The organism is Ohtaekwangia koreensis (assembly GCF_900167975.1).
GTDB lineage: Bacteria > Bacteroidota > Bacteroidia > Cytophagales > Cyclobacteriaceae > Ohtaekwangia > Ohtaekwangia koreensis.
This window is the reverse complement of the sequence record NZ_FUZU01000001.1, coordinates 1461725-1479806: the sequence shown is the minus strand read 5'-3', so window position 1 is coordinate 1479806 and position 18082 is coordinate 1461725. Positions and strand designations below refer to the sequence as shown.

Annotated in this window: 12 protein-coding genes; 4 read left to right on the top strand and 8 right to left on the bottom strand. The window is 42.4% G+C overall.

Annotated features, from left to right (window positions below):
• Positions 1-11 precede the first annotated feature (11 nt).
• From B5Y40_RS06255 to B5Y40_RS06245, 3 genes are all read left to right on the top strand, one after another.
• Positions 12-1757 (top strand): GMC family oxidoreductase, encoded by a 1746-nt coding sequence (locus B5Y40_RS06255; RefSeq protein ID WP_079685819.1) that lies wholly within the window; start codon positions 12-14, stop codon positions 1755-1757.
• 68 nt (positions 1758-1825) lie between these two features.
• Positions 1826-2482, top strand: a complete 657-nt coding sequence (locus tag B5Y40_RS06250) for a gluconate 2-dehydrogenase subunit 3 family protein (RefSeq protein WP_079685818.1) — start codon at positions 1826-1828, stop codon at positions 2480-2482.
• Between the two features lie 102 nt (positions 2483-2584).
• Positions 2585-4039, top strand: coding sequence for a Gfo/Idh/MocA family protein (locus B5Y40_RS06245; protein ID WP_079687105.1), 1455 nt, complete (start codon positions 2585-2587; stop codon positions 4037-4039).
• 208 nt (positions 4040-4247) lie between these two features.
• On the opposite strand, the gene B5Y40_RS06240 is transcribed toward B5Y40_RS06245, so the two are convergent.
• A complete protein-coding gene (locus B5Y40_RS06240) occupies positions 4248-5702 on the bottom strand; it encodes a SusD/RagB family nutrient-binding outer membrane lipoprotein (RefSeq protein WP_079685817.1) in 1455 nt (484 codons plus the stop codon).
• Positions 5703-5712: 10 nt separating this feature from the next.
• Positions 5713-8967 carry a SusC/RagA family TonB-linked outer membrane protein gene (locus B5Y40_RS06235; protein ID WP_079685816.1) on the bottom strand — a complete coding sequence of 1085 codons (3255 nt, stop codon included), beginning with the start codon at positions 8965-8967 and terminating at the stop codon, positions 5713-5715.
• A 253-nt stretch (positions 8968-9220) separates the two neighbouring features.
• On the opposite strand from B5Y40_RS06235, the gene B5Y40_RS06230 reads away from it, so the two are divergent.
• The gene (locus B5Y40_RS06230) at positions 9221-12808 is read left to right on the top strand and encodes an ELWxxDGT repeat protein (RefSeq protein WP_079685815.1); all 3588 of its coding nucleotides are present in this window, start codon (positions 9221-9223) and stop codon (positions 12806-12808) included.
• Between the two features lie 132 nt (positions 12809-12940).
• On the opposite strand, the gene B5Y40_RS06225 is transcribed toward B5Y40_RS06230, so the two are convergent.
• From B5Y40_RS06225 to rsmA, 6 genes are all read right to left on the bottom strand, one after another.
• On the bottom strand, positions 12941-13333 hold the full coding sequence (locus tag B5Y40_RS06225; protein WP_079685814.1) for an HIT family protein: 393 nt from the start codon (positions 13331-13333) through the stop codon (positions 12941-12943).
• Positions 13334-13375: 42 nt separating this feature from the next.
• Positions 13376-13852, bottom strand: a complete 477-nt coding sequence (greA, locus tag B5Y40_RS06220; RefSeq protein WP_079685813.1) for a transcription elongation factor GreA — start codon at positions 13850-13852, stop codon at positions 13376-13378.
• 118 nt (positions 13853-13970) lie between these two features.
• Complete coding sequence (locus B5Y40_RS06215; protein WP_143785632.1) at positions 13971-14816, bottom strand: pentapeptide repeat-containing protein; 846 nt, start codon at positions 14814-14816, stop codon at positions 13971-13973.
• Positions 14817-14858: 42 nt separating this feature from the next.
• Complete coding sequence (locus tag B5Y40_RS06210) at positions 14859-15803, bottom strand: NAD(P)-dependent oxidoreductase (protein ID WP_079685812.1); 945 nt, start codon at positions 15801-15803, stop codon at positions 14859-14861.
• The gene (mgtE, locus tag B5Y40_RS06205) at positions 15803-17161 is read right to left on the bottom strand and encodes a magnesium transporter (RefSeq protein WP_245840483.1); all 1359 of its coding nucleotides are present in this window, start codon (positions 17159-17161) and stop codon (positions 15803-15805) included. The genes B5Y40_RS06210 and mgtE overlap by 1 nt, the downstream gene beginning before the upstream one ends.
• Entirely contained in the window at positions 17136-17948 is an 813-nt protein-coding gene (rsmA, locus tag B5Y40_RS06200) for a 16S rRNA (adenine(1518)-N(6)/adenine(1519)-N(6))-dimethyltransferase RsmA (RefSeq protein ID WP_079685811.1), read from the bottom strand. Before rsmA ends, mgtE begins: the two co-directional genes overlap by 26 nt.
• Positions 17949-18082: the final 134 nt, after the last annotated feature.

Sequence of the window (18082 nt, the reverse complement as noted above, 5' to 3'; positions counted from 1 at the left end):
TATACCTTATTATGCCCGATTTTCAAATTAAAGAAACTTCAAAATCGTACGATGTCTGCATCGTAGGTTCAGGAGCTGGTGGCGGTATGGCGGCTTATACGCTTGCTAACGCTGGTGTTAAAGTAGTGATCATCGAAGCAGGGCCGCTATATGATCCTGCCAAGAATGTAATGCAATTGAAGTGGCCATGGGAATCTCCCCGCAGAGGCGCGAGTACATACTATAGGGGCTTTGGAGATTTCGATGCTGCCTATGGAAGCTGGGAACTGGAAGGCGAACCCTATACGCACAAGAATGGAACACAGTTCGATTGGTTCCGCTCGCGCATGGTAGGTGGACGTACAAATCACTGGGGAAGAATTTCACTGCGCTTCGGTCCGAAAGATTTTAAACACAAGAGTATAGATGGTTTCGGAGACGACTGGCCTATAGGTTATGAAGATGTAGCTCCGTACTATGATAAAGTTGATCAGCTCATTGGTGTATTCGGATCAAAAGAAAATCTGCCCAATGAACCGAATGGTATATTTCTGCCACCACCGAAGCCGCGTCTGCACGAACTCTTTATTAAAGATGCTGCAACCGCGGTAGGTGTACCGGTAATCCCTTCTCGCTTATCTATACTTACAAGACCGCTATCAAACAACAAAGATCGTGGTGCATGTTTCTTCTGCTCTCAGTGTAATCGTGGTTGCACGGTACATGCCGACTTCTCTTCGTCTTCTGTATTGGTAAAGCCGGCACTGGCAACCGGCAATGTCGATATCATTCCGAATGCAATGGTGCGCGAAGTGTTAACCGACAACGAAGGCGTGGCTACTGGTGTATCTTTTGTGAATAAAGATGACTTTCAAGAATATACTGTTAAGGCGAAGATCGTAATTCTCGCAGCGAGTGCCTGTGAATCCGCAAGGTTGCTTATGAACTCGAAGTCATCACGTAATCCCAACGGACTGGCTAACACGAGTAACGTTGTTGGTAAATATCTTCATGATTCAACCGGCTCTGCTATGGGCGGCTTCCTTCCTAAACTTGTAGGACGCAAACGCTATAATGAAGATGGTGTTGGTGGTATGCATGTATATACTCCATGGTGGCTGGATAATAAAAAGCTGGACTTTGCGCGTGGGTATCATATTGAATATTGGGGAGGTATGGATATGCCGAGCTATGGTTTTGGTTTTGGTATGGATAGTCTCAATGGTAAATATCCAGGTAGCGATGGCAAACAAAAAGCTGCGGGTGGTTATGGTGCTGCGTTGAAAGATGACTATCGCCATTTCTTTGGAGCAACCTTCGGCATGGCCGGACGTGGTGAAGCCATTGCACGGGAAGATAATTACTGTGAGATCGATCCGACTGTTGTCGATAAGTATGGCATTCCTGTATTACGCTTCAACTATAAATGGAGTGATCAGGAAGTGAAGCAAGCCAAGCACATGCAAGAGACATTCGAAGAGATCATCCATAAGATGGGAGCTGAAATAACGTGGGGAAAAGTTGGTGCTGAAGGTAATTATGGACTCGAAGCGCCTGGTAGAATTATACATGAAGTTGGTACTACACGCATGGGCAATGATCCCAAAAAATCTGTGGTAAACAAATTCAACCAGGCACACGACTGTAAAAATCTGTTCGTTGTCGATGGAGGTCCTTTTGTGTCACAGGCCGATAAAAATCCAACGTGGACTATACTTGCACTTTCCATGCGAGCTTCCGAATACATTATTGACGAAATGAAAAAACAAAATCTATAAATGAATTAAGGGTTTCTGATAAGATATCTGTCTTATACTATAGGAGCCTTTCTCTAAACATCAACATCATGGATAGAAGAAAATATTTAAAAACACTTGCAGTCACTACGGCTGGCGCAGGTATACTTTTCCAGGCGTGTGATCCCGAAAAGAAAAAAGAAGTCGTAGAGGCTCCCAAACCCTTTACCATCGATCGTACAAAGGCAGAGCTTGTGCGCGAAGAAAAACTGAAAGGAGAAACTTTCTTTGATGCCCACGAGATGAAGACCATTACTGTTCTCGCGGACATCATTATACCGAAAGATGCTGTTTCCGGAAGTGCTTCCGATGCCGGTGTACCTGATTTTATAGAGTTTATCGTAAAAGATAAACCGGAATATCAGATCCCTATACGCGGTGGTATAAAGTGGCTTGATGTTCAAAGCATGAAACAATTCAATGCTGACTTTGCTTCGTGCTCATCACAACAGCAAATTGAAATAGTCGATGACATTGCCTATCCTGAAAAAGCAAAACCTGAATTGAAACAAGGTGTAGCATTTTTTAATACGATGCGCGATTTAACAGCCACTGGATTTTTTACCAGTAAAATTGGAATTAAAGATTTAGGCTATGTAGGAAACAGACCGAACCAATGGGATGGCGTTCCACAGGAAGTACTGGATCAGTATGGCTTGAAATATGACGACCGCACGCTGGAGATCAGTGTAAAATTTGATTCGTAGATATACTTGAAATTCCGGAGTGCCTATATATACTATCAATATACAGGAATCCGGAATTTCTTTTTTATTATATATAGATCATTAACCAAACCCACAGCCGAGATGCCACTAAAAAAATCAACTCCTCCAACCACCGATCTCTCCCGGAGAAATTTTATTAAGAACGCAGGGATGACTGCAGCTGCCTTTACCATTTTACCACGCTTTGTATTGGGTGGTAAAGGTTATCGTGCGCCAAGCGATACCCTCTACGTTGCAGGCATTGGAGCGGGAGGTAAAGGCGAAAGCGACATTGCTAATTTTGCGAAAAGTGGTAAAGCACAGATCTCTTATCTCTGCGATGTAGACGACCGCAGGGCTGCTAAATCTGTTGCTGCTTTTCCGAAAGCAAAATACTATAAAGATTTTCGTGCCATGCTCGATAAAGAGCATAAACACATTGATGCCGTATCGGTATCTACTCCCGATCATAACCATGCTATACAAGCACTCGCTGCCATGCAGTTGGGAAAGCATGTATATGTGCAGAAGCCTTTAACGCATGATATATATGAGGCTCGCACGCTTACAGAAGCTGCGAAGAAATATAAAGTTGTTACGCAAATGGGAAACCAGGGAGCGTCTGGTGACGATGTGCGCAAACTCATGGAATGGTATAATGCAGGATTGTTGGGAGATGTACATACGGTTTATTGCTGGACGAATCGTCCTGTATGGCCGCAAGGTATAGAGTGGTCTACGCAGAAAAAGGAAGTGCCTAAAGAACTGGATTGGAATCTTTGGCTTGGCACGGCTCCCTATAAAGAGTATGTTGATAAACTTGTACCTTTTAACTGGCGTGGCTGGTGGGACTATGGAACAGGTGCTCTTGGAGATATGGGTTGTCATATTATAGAACCACCTTTCCGTGTACTCGGTCTTCAATATCCTACCGATGTAACGGCTAGTGTTGGAAGTGTATATGTAGATGAATTCAAGCGCGGTTATTTTCCGGAGAGCTGTCCTCCCTCCTCTTATATAGTATTAACATTTCCTGGCAGAAACGGCAAACCTCCTGTAAAATTGCATTGGATGGATGGTGGCATTCAGCCTGAAAGACCTGAGGAATTAGACCCGAATGAACGCATGGGTGATGGCGGCAATGGTGCGCTATTTATAGGAACGAAAGGTAAAATGATGTGTGGCACCTATGGTATGTACCCATCGTTATTACCAACTTCTAAAAACAAGGAAGTAAATATACCACAGACTATAAAGCGTGTACCCGGTGGAGCAGATGGTCACTATGCACAATGGGTAGAAGCATGCCTGGCAGGGTATGGAAAGATGGAAGTAAGTTCACCCTTCGAGATTGCTGGCCCGCTGACTGAAACTGTATTGATGGGTAACCTCGCTATACGGAGCCATGATGTTCGCTACCCGAAGAAGGACGATCCGAATCAATTTGATTACCCTGGCCGCAACATCAAGTTGTTATGGGACGGTGCGAATATGAAAATTACCAACTTCGAAGATGCTAATCAGTTTGTGAAAAGAGAGTATAGAAAGGGCTGGTAAACCTATATGAACCTGTATATATGCAAAAAAAACCGACCCTTTTAAGGTCGGTTTTTTTACACATTCAAACTTCTCATTCGTCCCACCAAACAGCATCGCTCATATGAAGGGTTGCCGATGCAGCTTGTCTCTTTACAGCTTCATTTACATTCTCTGCGTTCAAGGCATATTCACAGCTTTTTTTTTCATTTATACTATATCTATCAATTTACTTTGTATCCCAGAAAACTCTGTTCGTTACAACATCACCACCGATGGCAGTAGCTGCAGAAGTATAATTATCACCATTTGCCGTTTGCTCGGAGTTCGGATACGTATAGCGAATAGGAAAATCGCCATTGGTTACCGGAGGTACGTTGAACGCAGGAAAATCCAGTCTTCTATATTCTGTCCACGCTTCCAGACCGCGATTGAAAAGTGCTATATATTTCTGACGTGCTATCTTCTCAAGATTGGTTCCTGATGCTGTCGCAAAAGCTATATTCGGGTCTGCTAAAAAAGCAGTAGCACTAACTTCGGTACCACCCCAATATGCAATGGAGGCACGTATACCTGCCTCATAATGTTCTTCAGCAGTCCCACCTACGTTAAAGCCACGCTCTGCTGCTTCTGCCAGATAGAACTCTGTTTCAGAATAATCCAACAGTACACCTGGAAAAGTTTCTGCAGTCATGGTCGTTCCTGCTTTTGAATAGGTTACGTAAGAGTTACTTCTTCCGTAAATACCACCGGAATAACCACCCGCATTATCTTTAGTATAGTATAAAGGAATGCGTGGATCATCTATCGCAGAACTTTGCATCAGGTCCATCATAGTATTGGAAGCTACGAAGTCTTCACGTTCGCTCTGAATCAGGTTAACCCATATCGGATTTGTATTGGGTGTTGTACCAAGATATACCAAGACTGCATTGTCGGAATTCGACTCAAACACATTTGCAGCAGCAGCTTCTGCTTCTGCTTTTGCCTTCGTAGGATTTATATCCGCCAATGTAACGGCCATACGCAATTTAAGTGTGTTACCAAATTTGGTCCATTTTTCAATGTCTCCATCATAAATCAAATCTGAGCCATCCGCAAAACTTTCTTCTGAATCATTCAAAGAGGCCAATGCATTATCAAGACGAACGAATAAGTCGTTATAAATAGCAGCGGCATCATCATACTCAGGCGTAAGGTTATCAGAATCCAAAGCTTCTGATTTTAAACTCGTATCTACAGCACCGGAGTATGGTATATTTCCATACGTATTCACGAGCAGAGAATATGTATATATCTCCACCAGTTCAATAATGGCAAGTTTATTTTTCGTTATGTCCGGATATAGGCCTGGATTTTCTGTTATTACAGTCTTTGCTTCTTTCAAATCAAGCAATACATCCCGGTATAGTGATACCCAGAAAGCACTACCAACATTCACCAGGTTATAGCTGCTGGCATCGAAATATGTTGTTTCAGCAAATTGCTGCGCCAGTATTTTGAAAGTCATACCATATGTGATGGCATCCACCAGATTTCTGCTGGCGTTGCTGAAGAACATTTCTCCGGGAACTGTTCCTGATTGGTATGCTTTCGGATTATTGTTCAAAGAGGTAATATCATCCAGGCAAGATGTAGCCAGGAATAACATTACTATATATAGTGATCGGATTACTATCTTCATACAAATACTTTTAGAATGTCGCTTTTACATTGAAACCTATCGTTCTGGTGTTTGGCAAACTACCTACCTGTACACCCTGAATATTGCCCGCACCCAGGTTGTCTTCCGGATCGGCATAAGGAAGGTTCTTATGAATGATCCACAGGTTTCTTCCTACGGCAGATATTGAGACACTCCGCAGTGGACTTAATTTTGCAATAAGCGATGAAGGCAGGTTATAGGTAAGAAGTACTTCTCTTAACTTCACATAGCTTGCATCGTAAACATATTTATGAGTGGGTCCGGTGGTCTGTGTTCCATTCATAGGATAATCCAGCATGTTCAAGCGCGTCTTGTTCGGACTTCCATCGGGGTTTACACCCGGTAAAAGTATACCGCCATCTTCCAGTACAGGACTTCTTACGAGTTTTCCCAATTCGTTTAAGCCAGCAGTTTCCTTATATAAACCAGTAGCCAGTCCGTAATACATATCGATAGAAAGAACATCGCCACCATGCTTTGCATCAATCAGGAAACTAAGGGATACATCTTTATAGGTAAATGTATTTTGAAAACCTCCTGTCCAATCAGGGTTGATATTACCAATGGGATTTGTGGCCGTTGAAGTCCGTTGATAACGTCCTGTTGCTGCATCAATCGTAGGCTGTCCATTGGTATATATATAGTCTGTTCCGTAGAGTGTACCATAGCTTCCTCCCAATGGTGCATTCGATGAACCACTTGCCTGGAAGTCTCCGTTAGGCAATGTAAAGTTCTTTACATCAGCATATAGCTCTGTAACCTTATTGCGGATACGCGTCCAGTTAACACTGATGTCCCATTTGAAAGATTGTGTTTTTATAGGCGTTCCCGTCAGCGTTAATTCGATACCTTTATTTTGAAGGGTACCTGCGTTAACATATTTAGAATTATAGCCTGTTGCTGTTGATACTGATACAGGTACAATCTGATCGACAGATTTGGAATCGAAATACGTTGCATCAAATCCAAGACGTCCGTCAAAAAATGTTAATTCTATACCACCTTCATAACTCTTGGTCCTTTCTGGTTTTAACTCCGCATTGTTTTTAGTACCGGGTACAGAGAACAACGGAATAGAACCAAAACCAGTGGGTTTATCATATTGATCAGCGAGTGCGTTAAACGGCGCATCGGCTCCTACCTCTGCATAGTTAAGACGTAACTTCCCAAATGTAAGCGTTGGATTTTCGGGTATAAATTTCGTAAAAACAAAACTGGTAGAGATTTGGCCGTAGTTATAGGCGTTGTTGCCTTTTTTCAGAGTTGATGAAACGTCTCTTCTGAACGATCCATTCAAAAACAAGAATTCTTTATAGCCAACTTCAGCGTCGGCAAAGAAACCATTTACCTGCTTGTCGAGGTAATAATCTTTCTCATTCGGAGCTTCGATGGGATTCACGGAATTTGACAACGCATAAATCTTAGGCACTACGAGTCCGCCATTGGTTTGCGATGAAACACCGTCCTGCTTGGTTCTTCTTATGTTTATACCCAATGCACCTTTTACGGAAACAGCATCATTAAGATTTTTATCTGCTGTCAATAAGAAATCATAATTATACTCTCTGAAAGAAAGATTACGTCTTATATACTCACCGGCTGGGAAATTTATACTTCCCACTGCAGTTCGCTCTTCCTGTATCTGATCGTAGGAGTCAAGGGAAATTCTTCCCATGGCATTCAGCCAGTCGGTTATTTTATAGTCGAGCTTTACATATCCCAGGTAACGCGATCGGTCATCGGTAGTATAGTTTTCATATGCAGCAAAGTATGGGTTGTCCCAGTATATTAATCCTGTACTTGCAGGTAAACCTGAAGACCAGTTCCAGGTCATATTCTCCCTTCTTCTGAAGTATGCACTCTCAAGTTCTTTAACATCAACATTCATTTGCCACCATTGACGGAAGCTGGAAATATTGTTATTACCGCCATACCCTATAGCATACCGGCCACGCCCTCCTACATCTGAGAAGTTAATAGCGGCTGTTGCTGTCAGTTTTTTTACGATCTCATAAGAGGCGCTGAAATTCAGATAATCCTTTTGAAGTTTGCTGTTGGGTAAAATACCGCTCTCTTCGTTTCTGGTATAACCAAGTTTAAAAAATCCTTTTTCACCACCACCATCAATCGTAAAGCTATTGCTATAGGTTACTGCTGTTTCATAATATTCATTGGGATCATTTTCAGCGGCTACCCAAGGAGTAGCCTGCCGATATTTTGGAGATGTAGGATCACCAAATGCATTCCACTGGTATACTAATAAATTCGGATCGAATGGCGCACCTACGGAAGCATCTTCATAGGTGGGTACTATATAATCAGCCTCGCCATCACCGTCTACATCAGCTTCGTCAAAATAACCATTCTTTGTTGGACCATAGTATTTACCGTACCCGCCACCATATTCTTTTTGATAATCGGGAAGTGTGCTCTTGTCTGCGAAGCCAAAGGTTACACCTGTATTCAGGCTAAACCCGATTCCTCTTTTGCGGCCTTTCTTGGTTGTAATATATACTACACCATTTGAAGCACGTGAACCATACAACGCAGTGGCTGCTGGTCCTTTCAATACTGTTGTAGATTCAATGTCGTCTGGATTTATATCCGCTGCAGCGTTACCAAAATCATATCCGGCAGTTCCTCTGCTGGTACGAGACGCGTTGTTGGTGGAGTTATCAATAGGCACGCCATCAACAACAAATAAAGCTTGATTGGATCCGTTCAAAGATTTCCAGCCCCGAATGATGATGGCCGTTGAGCCACCCATACTGTTGTTCTTTTGAATCTGAACACCCGCTACTTTTCCGGAGAGCGAGTTCACAATGTTTGCATCACGCGTGTTACTCATGCTCTCACCGCTAACGGTTTGAGCTGCATACGACAACTCGTTTTTTGATTTGAGTATACCTTGCGCTGTTACGATAATCTCCGTTAACTGCTGAGCATCCTGACTCATTTGCAAATCAACGGTAGAGCGATCACCGATTTCCACTTCTTGTGTCTTGAGGCCGATGAACGAAAAGACAAGTGTAGTTCCTTCCGCAGGCACTGATAAAGAATACAGACCTTCAGCATCTGTAACGGTACCGCTGGTGGTACCTTTCACTAATACGTTTACGCCTGGTAAGCCTGAGCCGTCTTCAGCGGATGTAAGCTTGCCTGTGATTGTTCGGTTTTGTGCTCGCACTTCATAGGATAGAAATGCGAACACAACTCCTAGCATTACTAGTAGTTGTTTCTTCATAAGTTTTAAAGTTTAGGTATAACCAAACTACTGGCAATATTTAAGACCGCAAAATCACAATACCACCAAACGAGGTATTGAATAATTCTTAAATACCAGAATAATCATCCGTTTTGCGGGTTAAATCGTTTGTGTAGAAAACTTGAAAAATTTGAAAATTATTTTGGGAGAGAATCCTGGAATCGATTCCGGAAAGTTATTTTGGGACGACCTACATTAAAATATAGTGTTATCTTAGAAGAAAAATAGCTTCATGAAAAGAATCCTCCCCCTTCTGCTGATGCTTGCCGGTTATTTTTCCAATGCTCAGCTAAGTATATTAAAAGACATAAACCAAACCTCCGACCCGAATAATTCAGGTATAGATGCCTACTATACTACATCAATAAACGGGGTATTATTCTTCAGTGGTCGCTCTGGAGCCGGTCAGGAACTTTGGAAAAGTGATGGAACTCCTGCTGGAACTATACTCGTAAAAGATATATATACCGGTAGTAACTCTTCAAGCCCAAGCAACTTCGTGGATGTTAATGGAACGCTTTTCTTTCTAGCCAATAATGGAACATCCGGATCAGAACTTTGGAAAAGTGATGGAACAGAAGCCGGAACCGTACTTGTAAAAGATATACAGGCAGGCTCCGGTTCATCGGCTATATCGAATATGATTGCTGTGAATAATATACTATTCTTTACGATTACTGACGGCTCTAATTTTCTTGATCTCTGGAAAAGTGATGGCACTGCTGCCGGCACAATTCTGGTGAAGAACAACATCATCACCACAGGCTCTCCTAATTTTGCCAATGTAAACGGCACACTTTTCTTTGCAGGTCAGGATGGCACCAACGGTGTTGAACTTTGGAAAAGCGATGGCACTGCAGCAGGAACTGTATTAATAGAGGATATATATACCGGCACAAACTCATCTGCTCCTGATAATTTCTATGCAATTGGAAATATACTATATTTCATAGCCAACAACGGTTCTTTAGGATATGAGCTTTGGAAAAGTGATGGCACTGCTGCCGGTACAGATTTGGTAGAGGATATTTTTAATGGCGTGTCGGGTTCATCTCCTGATAATCTTATAAACTACAACGGTTCTCTATTCTTCACGGCCTTTAACGGAATCAACAATGCATTGTGGCAGAGTGATGGAACAGAAGCAGGGACAACCATTGTCAAAAGTCCTTTTGATGAAAACAGCACTATAGACAACGTTACGGTTGCAGGAAATACACTATACTTTACAATCGATGCTTATGACCTTTGGAAAAGCGATGGAACTCCCGCGGGAACTACCGCCTTTAAAAATATAGGAGGCTATGCTGCAGACTTCACCAATATGAATGGTGAACTATATTTCGTTGCTCAGAAAGAACTCGCTGCCGGTAGCAGTTTTCAGATCTGGAGAAGTAATGGTACGGAGGCTGGAACCGTTCTGGTTACTGATCTACCGAAAGGAACAGCACCGGGCACACGGCCTCCCAACAGTCTTGTAGCGATAAGCAATACACTATATTTTGTAGCGGATGATGGTACCAATGGAAATGAGCTTTGGAAAACAGACGGAACTCCTTCGGGCAATATACGTCTTACAAATTTACCAGCGACTAGTGCATCGTCCGCTCCGGATTACTTTACCGAGTTCAATGGTAATCTATACTTCACGGCAACCAGCGGAGATTATGGTCGTGAACTTTGGACAAGCAACGGTACCTCGGCCGGCACAGTGTTGTTAAAAGATATAGCGGCCGGTGCTGAAAACTCATCTAATCCCGCACATTTAAAAAAGATTGGCGATAAGATATACTTTGTTGCCAAAACCGGAACAGATAACAAATTATGGGTAACGGATGGTACTCTTGCAGGAACCGTAGAAATAGGCGGTAATGTTTCAGATGGCTCTGAAATAACAAGTGCAGGAAGTCTGCTATTCTTCCCTAACTATTATATCAACTCAACGGTAGAATTATGGAAGAGTAATGGAACGACTGCCGGTACAAGCCTTGTAGATAATATAGGAGGCTCCATCAGCGCTAATCCAAATTCATTGGTAAACTTTCAGGACAAACTATATTTCATTGCGAATGACGCAGGAACATCTGGCTTGTGGACGAGTGACGGAACGGCTGCGGGAACTGAATCAATAAAAACATTTACATTCCTGAAAGGACTAAAGAATGAGAATGGTGCGCTATACTTCTTTGCTGATGATGGCACCAGTGGCCTTGAGCTATGGAAGAGCGATGGAGCATTGGGAGGAGCAGGTACTGTACTGGTGAAAGATATCAACGCAGGTGGAGCAGGCGGATTTGTGAGCACAGATATATTTCAATTTGAAACCGTTGATGGCATTGGCTACTTCGTTGCCAATGATGGCGCACATGGAAAAGAACTTTGGAAAACAGACGGCACAGCCGCAGGAACTACTTTAGTGCTTGATATCTACACGGGTGCTTCATCATCCAATATCAGCCAACTTACAAGTGCTAATGGATTGCTATACTTCACTGCCGACGATGGTATACATGGTGTAGAGCTTTGGAAAAGCGATGGCACGGAAGCAGGTACACAACTCGTTTCAGACATTTATACCGGAACCTCAAGCGCTTATCCCTACAACCTCCTTGAGTTGAATGGCTACCTATACTTCTCATCATTCGATGGAACCATTCGGACACTTTGGAAAAGTAATGGCAAAGAATGTGGCACAATCAAAGTAACAAACAACACAACCGTAAATGCCGGCGGGGTAAATGAAAAGATCATTGCTATAGATGATAATATATATATCACGGGGTATGCTGCTGGTCCTGGCAACGAAATTTTTATACATAATGTCGCTACAGATTTGTCATTGCCTGCAGGATGCCGTTCCCCACAAACTATAACCTTTACACTTGGAACAAAAACATACGAAGATGTTCCTTTTACATTGGGAGCTACCAGTGATGCTGGTCTGCCTATTGAATATGTTAGTTCCGATCCCTCCATTGCATCGATCAGCGGAGACATAGTAACCATTCTGAAAGCCGGCACTGTAAAAATTACGGCCAGCCAGGAAGGCGATGTAAATTATGAACCTGCTGCACCGGTTGAAGTTTCTCTTGTCATTAACAAAGCTACTCAGACCATTACCTTCCCTGCTATCACAAACAAAACGATGGGCGATGCTCCATTTACACTCACAGGCTCGAGTACTTCAGGGCTTGCGTTAAGCTATAACACGACTACACCAACGAAAGTGACAATTGCAGGTGATCTCGTTACATTAAAAGAAGCCGGCACTGTACGCATTGTTGCAAACCAGGCAGGGAATGAAAATTATAGTCCTTCCACTGCCGTAGAGCAAAACTTCTGTATAAATCCTGCGAAGCCTGTCATCACTCTCTCACAGGTTATAGGTTCGACCGGAACTCTTACGTCCAGTAGCCCAACCGGTAATCAATGGTTTCTGAACGGAACAAAACTTACCGATGAAAAAAATGTAACACTCACTGTAACGGAAGGTGGTATATATTCTGTACAGGTCACCATTGACGGATGCACCAGTGTAATTTCAGATAACGTCCCTGTGGTGATCACCGACATTGAAACACAGCTCGGACAGAGTGTATCGGTATATCCTAACCCGGTATATGATAAAATGACAATCTCACTTCCGGGTGCTGGCAAAAAAGAAGTGTCCATAGTTGGTATTCATGGTAAACAAGGACAACGCTTTATTACTGACCAATCCTCGCTTGAGTTGTCAGCAGAAAACTATTCTTCCGGTGTTTATACCATTAGCGTTAAGACTACGGGAGGAACATCCTATCTCAAATTTGTAAAACACTAGTTTAGTGTTGCCTTGAAGCTATAGCCCAGAACCTACAGCATGAACGCTATATTCTTTGTGATCTGATGTCAGATCACAAAGAATATAGTCGTCATCGTCATATATCCAGTGATTGAGATTGACCGTAAAAGGTCACAGTTGTTTTTTAATAGCTTCCGCTACTTCGGCGAGGGCTTCTTTTGAAGGGCTGAGTTTAGAACGTGTAAAGTTTACATCATCCGCAGAGTTCATGGGTACTAAATGTACATGCGTATGAGGCACCTCCAATCCGATAACGGATACACCAATCCGCTTGCACGGTACGGCGTTTTTTACAGCGATGGCTATCTTTTTGGCAAAGACCATTAATCCTGCCAGCGCTTCGTTTTCAAGTTCAAATATATAGTCCACTTCTTTTTTAGGGACCACTAGTGTGTGTCCTAATACCAGCGGACTTATATCGAGAAATGCTATATAGTTCTCATCTTCGGCAATGATATAGCCGGGAATTTCACGGTTAATGATGCGGGTGAAGATCGAAGCCATTGGAAATATAATTATATAGTATAGCTGATCTGCCTTTAATACCTAGGCAGTGATATTGACAACTTCAAATTCAATTTCTCCGGCAGGAGTCTGAATCTTGGCAACCTCGCCTTTCTTTTTACCAAGCAATCCTTTACCAATGGGCGACATGGTAGAGATACGACCTGCTTTCAAATCAGCTTCTTCTTCAGACACTAATGTATAGGTTACAGAAGCACCATTCTTCTTATTCTTGATTGTTACTTTAGAAAGGATCGATACTTTGGAAGTATCAATGTTATTCTCATCTAATAAACGCGCGTTGCTTACCAGGTCTTCCAATTGAGCGATCTTCGCTTCGAGATGTCCCTGAGCATCTTTCGCAGCATCATATTCCGCATTCTCACTGAGATCACCTTTATCACGAGCTTCTGCTATCTGGCGAGCTATATCTGCACGACCTTTAGATTTTAATTCGGCTAACTCATTTCTTAGTCTGTCCAAACCGTCTTTCGTATAGTATGAAACTTTTTTGCTCATAGCTCAAAGTAATTCGTTGCTGTTTTATTTGTTCTTGCTATCAAAAAAAGAAACAACGGTCTCGTCTCCGAGACCGTTGCTTTTGTAAAGGTAACACTTTTGTTTTTATCTCACAAAATCAGGCACCTACCAACTCCGGCAGATTCGTTTTGATAAGCTCCAATATTTCTTCATCGAACCGGGCAAGGTATAATGTTTTTACTTTGGCAAGTTGTTCAACACTTAATCCTTTGGCACCACGAAGGTCAGCTTTATATAGACTGGCATTTTCAAAATCAGCTCCCATCAGATAACAGTTCTGGAGGTTTGCTTCCATCAGAAATGCATTATTGAAATTCGCTTTGATCAGGAATGCATTTTCAAATTGTGACTTTATCAAAAATGCATCTTTGAAATTCGCTCCACTCGCATAGGCGCCTTTCAGGTTTGCCTGGTTAAGATTCGAGTTCTCGAAGTTCGTTTGATTCAGGCGTGCATTTTCCAGATTTGACTCGATCAATGTTGACTGTGATATATTTGCCGAGTTCATGTTGGATGCCGCCAGGTTTACATAGTTGAGGTTCGTTCGTGGCAAGTAACAATTTACCAGGTTAATCTCATGAATCTTATGACGATTCAGACGCTTGATATTACCCACTGTACGAAAGGCAGCTTCTTCCGATTCCCACAAGCGAAAGTCATCAATCTCATCTTTATAGGTACGAATACGCTGACGGATCTCCCCATTCTGATTCAGCCAAAAAATCAAAATACCAATCACAGCAATATCGAAGATCATCCCGTGTGCCTCCGCAAGAATCTGCGGCACGAAAGTATCAAACTCATGCAAGTAATATTTTAAGCTCAGCCCCAGTACAAGGACTGTGACCAACACGAGTACAAGCGAAGATGTCAGTAACGGTTTTTCAATGATCGAGTTAAAAAACTCATTTACACTCTTCATCCGCTTTTCTAAAAAACGCATGCGATAGCTTTGATTGTTTATTTTAAACTAATGATAACAAAATTAATGCACCAATTCAAGCGCCTTAATTTTCTGTATCAAAGCTACGTTAATTTTCACGTGCGACTCATACGTCCAGCCTGCAATATGAGGGGTGAATATTACATTGTCCTTTTTGATCAAGGTATCGAAGGACTCTTTTTGAATAGGGGTAAGCGTATTTAGTTTTTCATTTTCCAACACATCGAGCACTGCTCCGCGAACTTGACTTGTCGCCATCGCTTGTACCAGATCCGGCAGTGAAACGATTTCTCCGCGCGCTGTATTGACAAGTATAATTCTCTTCTTAAAACGATCTAAAAAATTACGATCAACAAGTTTTTTTGTTTCCGCTGTCAACGGAATATGAAGGCTTAAGATATCCGTTTCAACAAATAGATCTTCCATGGATGCCGCTTTACAGTATGCATTGGCATAAGCGGTTTTATATTTATCGTACGCTAAAACATTACATCCGAATCCGGAAAGACGCTTCGCAAATGCTTGTCCCATGTTGCCATAGCCTATTAACCCAACCGTTTTATCCATAAGCTCTTCGCCACGATTTCCTTCGCGCTCCCAAATCATCGTACGAACTTCACGGTTTGCTTTCGGAATGTTTCGCATTAAACTCAACAACGCTCCTATAGCATACTCTCCTACGGCATCCCGGTTTCCTTCCGATGCATGCAATACATATATACCTTTTTCTTTCAGGTAATCAAGATCAAGATTATCAAGCCCCGCTCCTGCACGACCGATAAATTTTATAGTAGGATTATCGCCTAGCAGATCACGGTCTATCGTTGTTTTACTTCGAACGATCAATCCCTCATAACCGTGATGTATAGTTTTGATTTCATCGCGTGTAATGGATGGAACTGATACTGCTTCCCATCCTATTTCCGTTAACATCGGAAAAATACTTTCATGCATGGGATCAACAATCAAACATTTCAAAGGAGTCATCAGAGGATAAGGTGGACAGTGAAAAAATAAAGTGTGAGGCCCAGCAGGTCGTTGGTTGTTGTAATGAACGGACCTGCGGCCAATGCCGGATTAAATCCAAAGCGATTTAAGATCAAGGGTGTGATCGTTCCTATAAAGGAGGCGAATAATACTACACTGAATAACGCGATCGACACCACGAACGACAAGCTATACTCCTGGAACAAGAGTATATTTGCGCCCAATACTAGTATTGATAAAAACAATCCATTCAGTATCGCCACAAAAAATACTTTCACAAGACGTTTCCATAAACCTTCGTCTACAAAATTAGGATTCGCGAGACTTTGTACAATCAAGGATGATGATTGGATGCCTACATTTCCGCCGGTTGCCTGAATCAGTGGTGTAAAAAAAGCAATCGCTGTTACACGTGCAAGCTCCGCCTCAAAAAGTCCCATGAACTTTGCATTCATCAACCCGCCAAATATACCGATAAGCAACCATGGTAAACGCGCACGCGTATTACGCCAGATGCTGTCGTCTTCTTCCACATTCTCACTGATACCCGCCATCATCTGACGATCTTCTTCTGCCTGCTCTGTAATCACGTCAACGATGTCGTCAATGGTAATTCTTCCGACTAGATATCCATGAACATTTACAACGGGTACTGAAACGAGTTCATACTTCTTCATGATCTCGGCAACTTCACGGTCCTCCATATAGGTCTCTACGGAAACTATATCTTTCTCATATATATCTCCTACGAGTTTACGTGCATCCGAAATGATAAGGTCTTGCAGGGATAATCGCCCCAACAATTTATCGGTCTCATCAACTACATATACCTGGTAAAACTTGGAAACATTTTCAGCTTGCTTGCGAATCTCCTCCACACACTGTACAACGGTCCAATTAACACGGGCGCGAATAAGTTCTTTCGCCATCAAACCACCCGCTACATAAGCTTCATAACGAAGCAACTCCGTTACCTGTCCGCGTAGTACCGGTTCAAGATCAAGGAGTACTTCTTCTCTTTCTTTTACAGGAAGTTCATGGAGTATATCTGCAATATCATCCGACAATAAATTATTCAGCAGAACCGATATATCATTCGGTTTATATAGCTTCAGATATCGCTTGCGTGTATCAGGCTCAAGATCTCGAATGATTTCAGATTGAACTTCAACGGGCAACAGATCCATAAAGTACTTGGATTCCTCTATGGTAAACTCATATAGTAACGTAGTTATATCCGCTGCCTTTACTTCATGGAGTATATTTTGGATGAACACATCATCATGATCATCCAGCGCCTGCTGAAAGCGGTCACGAAATTCTTTTGTCAACTCAAACTCCAGTGCTTGCTGTTCCACGGCTCGATTCGATTAATTGCGTGAGGTGTACAAACTCCTCCACGGAAAGCTGCTCAGCGCGTTTGTCAAGCAGTTTAAGGGACGAAATTTCGGGAAGCAAAGCTAGAGGTTTTAGGGCGTTGCGCAAGGTCTTCCTACGGTTGTTAAAACCTTGCTTTACCACCTTTACAAAGAGTTGTTCATCACACTCAAGCCGGGTTCTGCTATTGCGTTGAAGCCGTATCACAGCCGACATCACTTTCGGTGGTGGTATAAATACTCCGGGTGGTACTTTGAATAAAAACTCAATATCATAATAAGCTTGCAGCAACACGCTTAAGATGCCATACGTTTTGCTTCCATGTTTTTCAGCAATACGTTCGGCAACTTCTTTCTGAAGCATGCATACCACTTGATCAACCTGATCACGATGTTGAAGTACTTTAAAAAATATCTGCGATGAAATGTTATAGGGGAAATTACCAATGATCGAGAATTTACCAGGAAATATGTCGGTCAATTCCATCTTCAGAAAGTCACCTTCTATAATGTTACTCTTCAATGCAGGGTAATGTGTATGCAGATACTTCACTGAATCGCGATCAATCTCGATAAGCTTCAGTTGAAGCTTTTTATCAGTAACCATGTACTGCGTGAGCACACCCATGCCTGGACCTATTTCCAAAACCGGATGACTTTCGCCTTCAATCTTTAATGATTCAACAATTTTACGCGCAACACCCTGGTCATGCAAAAAATGCTGTCCCAACGATTTCTTCGCTCTTACTCTATAAATTGACTTGTCCATGAAGTGCTAAAAGTACAAAGAGAATGTAAGATGTGGGCTATGCAAAATTTAAGATAGGGAAGGTGAGACGGAAAGTCAGGAAGACGGGAAGTATACAGGGCCCTATAATATCGTAGCGCATGGCTATATAATTT

What these genes read in the sequence shown, in the direction of transcription:
- rsmA (WP_079685811.1), bottom strand. Translation starts at nt 17,948, where the DNA reads ATGGACAAGTCAATTTATAGAGTAAGAGCGAAGAAATCGTTGGGACAG.
- B5Y40_RS06245 (WP_079687105.1), top strand. Translation starts at nt 2,585, where the DNA reads ATGCCACTAAAAAAATCAACTCCTCCAACCACCGATCTCTCCCGGAGA.
- B5Y40_RS06215 (WP_143785632.1), bottom strand. Translation starts at nt 14,816, where the DNA reads ATGCGTTTTTTAGAAAAGCGGATGAAGAGTGTAAATGAGTTTTTTAAC.
- B5Y40_RS06235 (WP_079685816.1), bottom strand. Translation starts at nt 8,967, where the DNA reads ATGAAGAAACAACTACTAGTAATGCTAGGAGTTGTGTTCGCATTTCTA.
- greA (WP_079685813.1), bottom strand. Translation starts at nt 13,852, where the DNA reads ATGAGCAAAAAAGTTTCATACTATACGAAAGACGGTTTGGACAGACTA.
- B5Y40_RS06210 (WP_079685812.1), bottom strand. Translation starts at nt 15,803, where the DNA reads ATGACTCCTTTGAAATGTTTGATTGTTGATCCCATGCATGAAAGTATT.
- B5Y40_RS06255 (WP_079685819.1), top strand. Translation starts at nt 12, where the DNA reads ATGCCCGATTTTCAAATTAAAGAAACTTCAAAATCGTACGATGTCTGC.
- B5Y40_RS06250 (WP_079685818.1), top strand. Translation starts at nt 1,826, where the DNA reads ATGGATAGAAGAAAATATTTAAAAACACTTGCAGTCACTACGGCTGGC.
- B5Y40_RS06240 (WP_079685817.1), bottom strand. Translation starts at nt 5,702, where the DNA reads ATGAAGATAGTAATCCGATCACTATATATAGTAATGTTATTCCTGGCT.
- B5Y40_RS06230 (WP_079685815.1), top strand. Translation starts at nt 9,221, where the DNA reads ATGAAAAGAATCCTCCCCCTTCTGCTGATGCTTGCCGGTTATTTTTCC.
- B5Y40_RS06225 (WP_079685814.1), bottom strand. Translation starts at nt 13,333, where the DNA reads ATGGCTTCGATCTTCACCCGCATCATTAACCGTGAAATTCCCGGCTAT.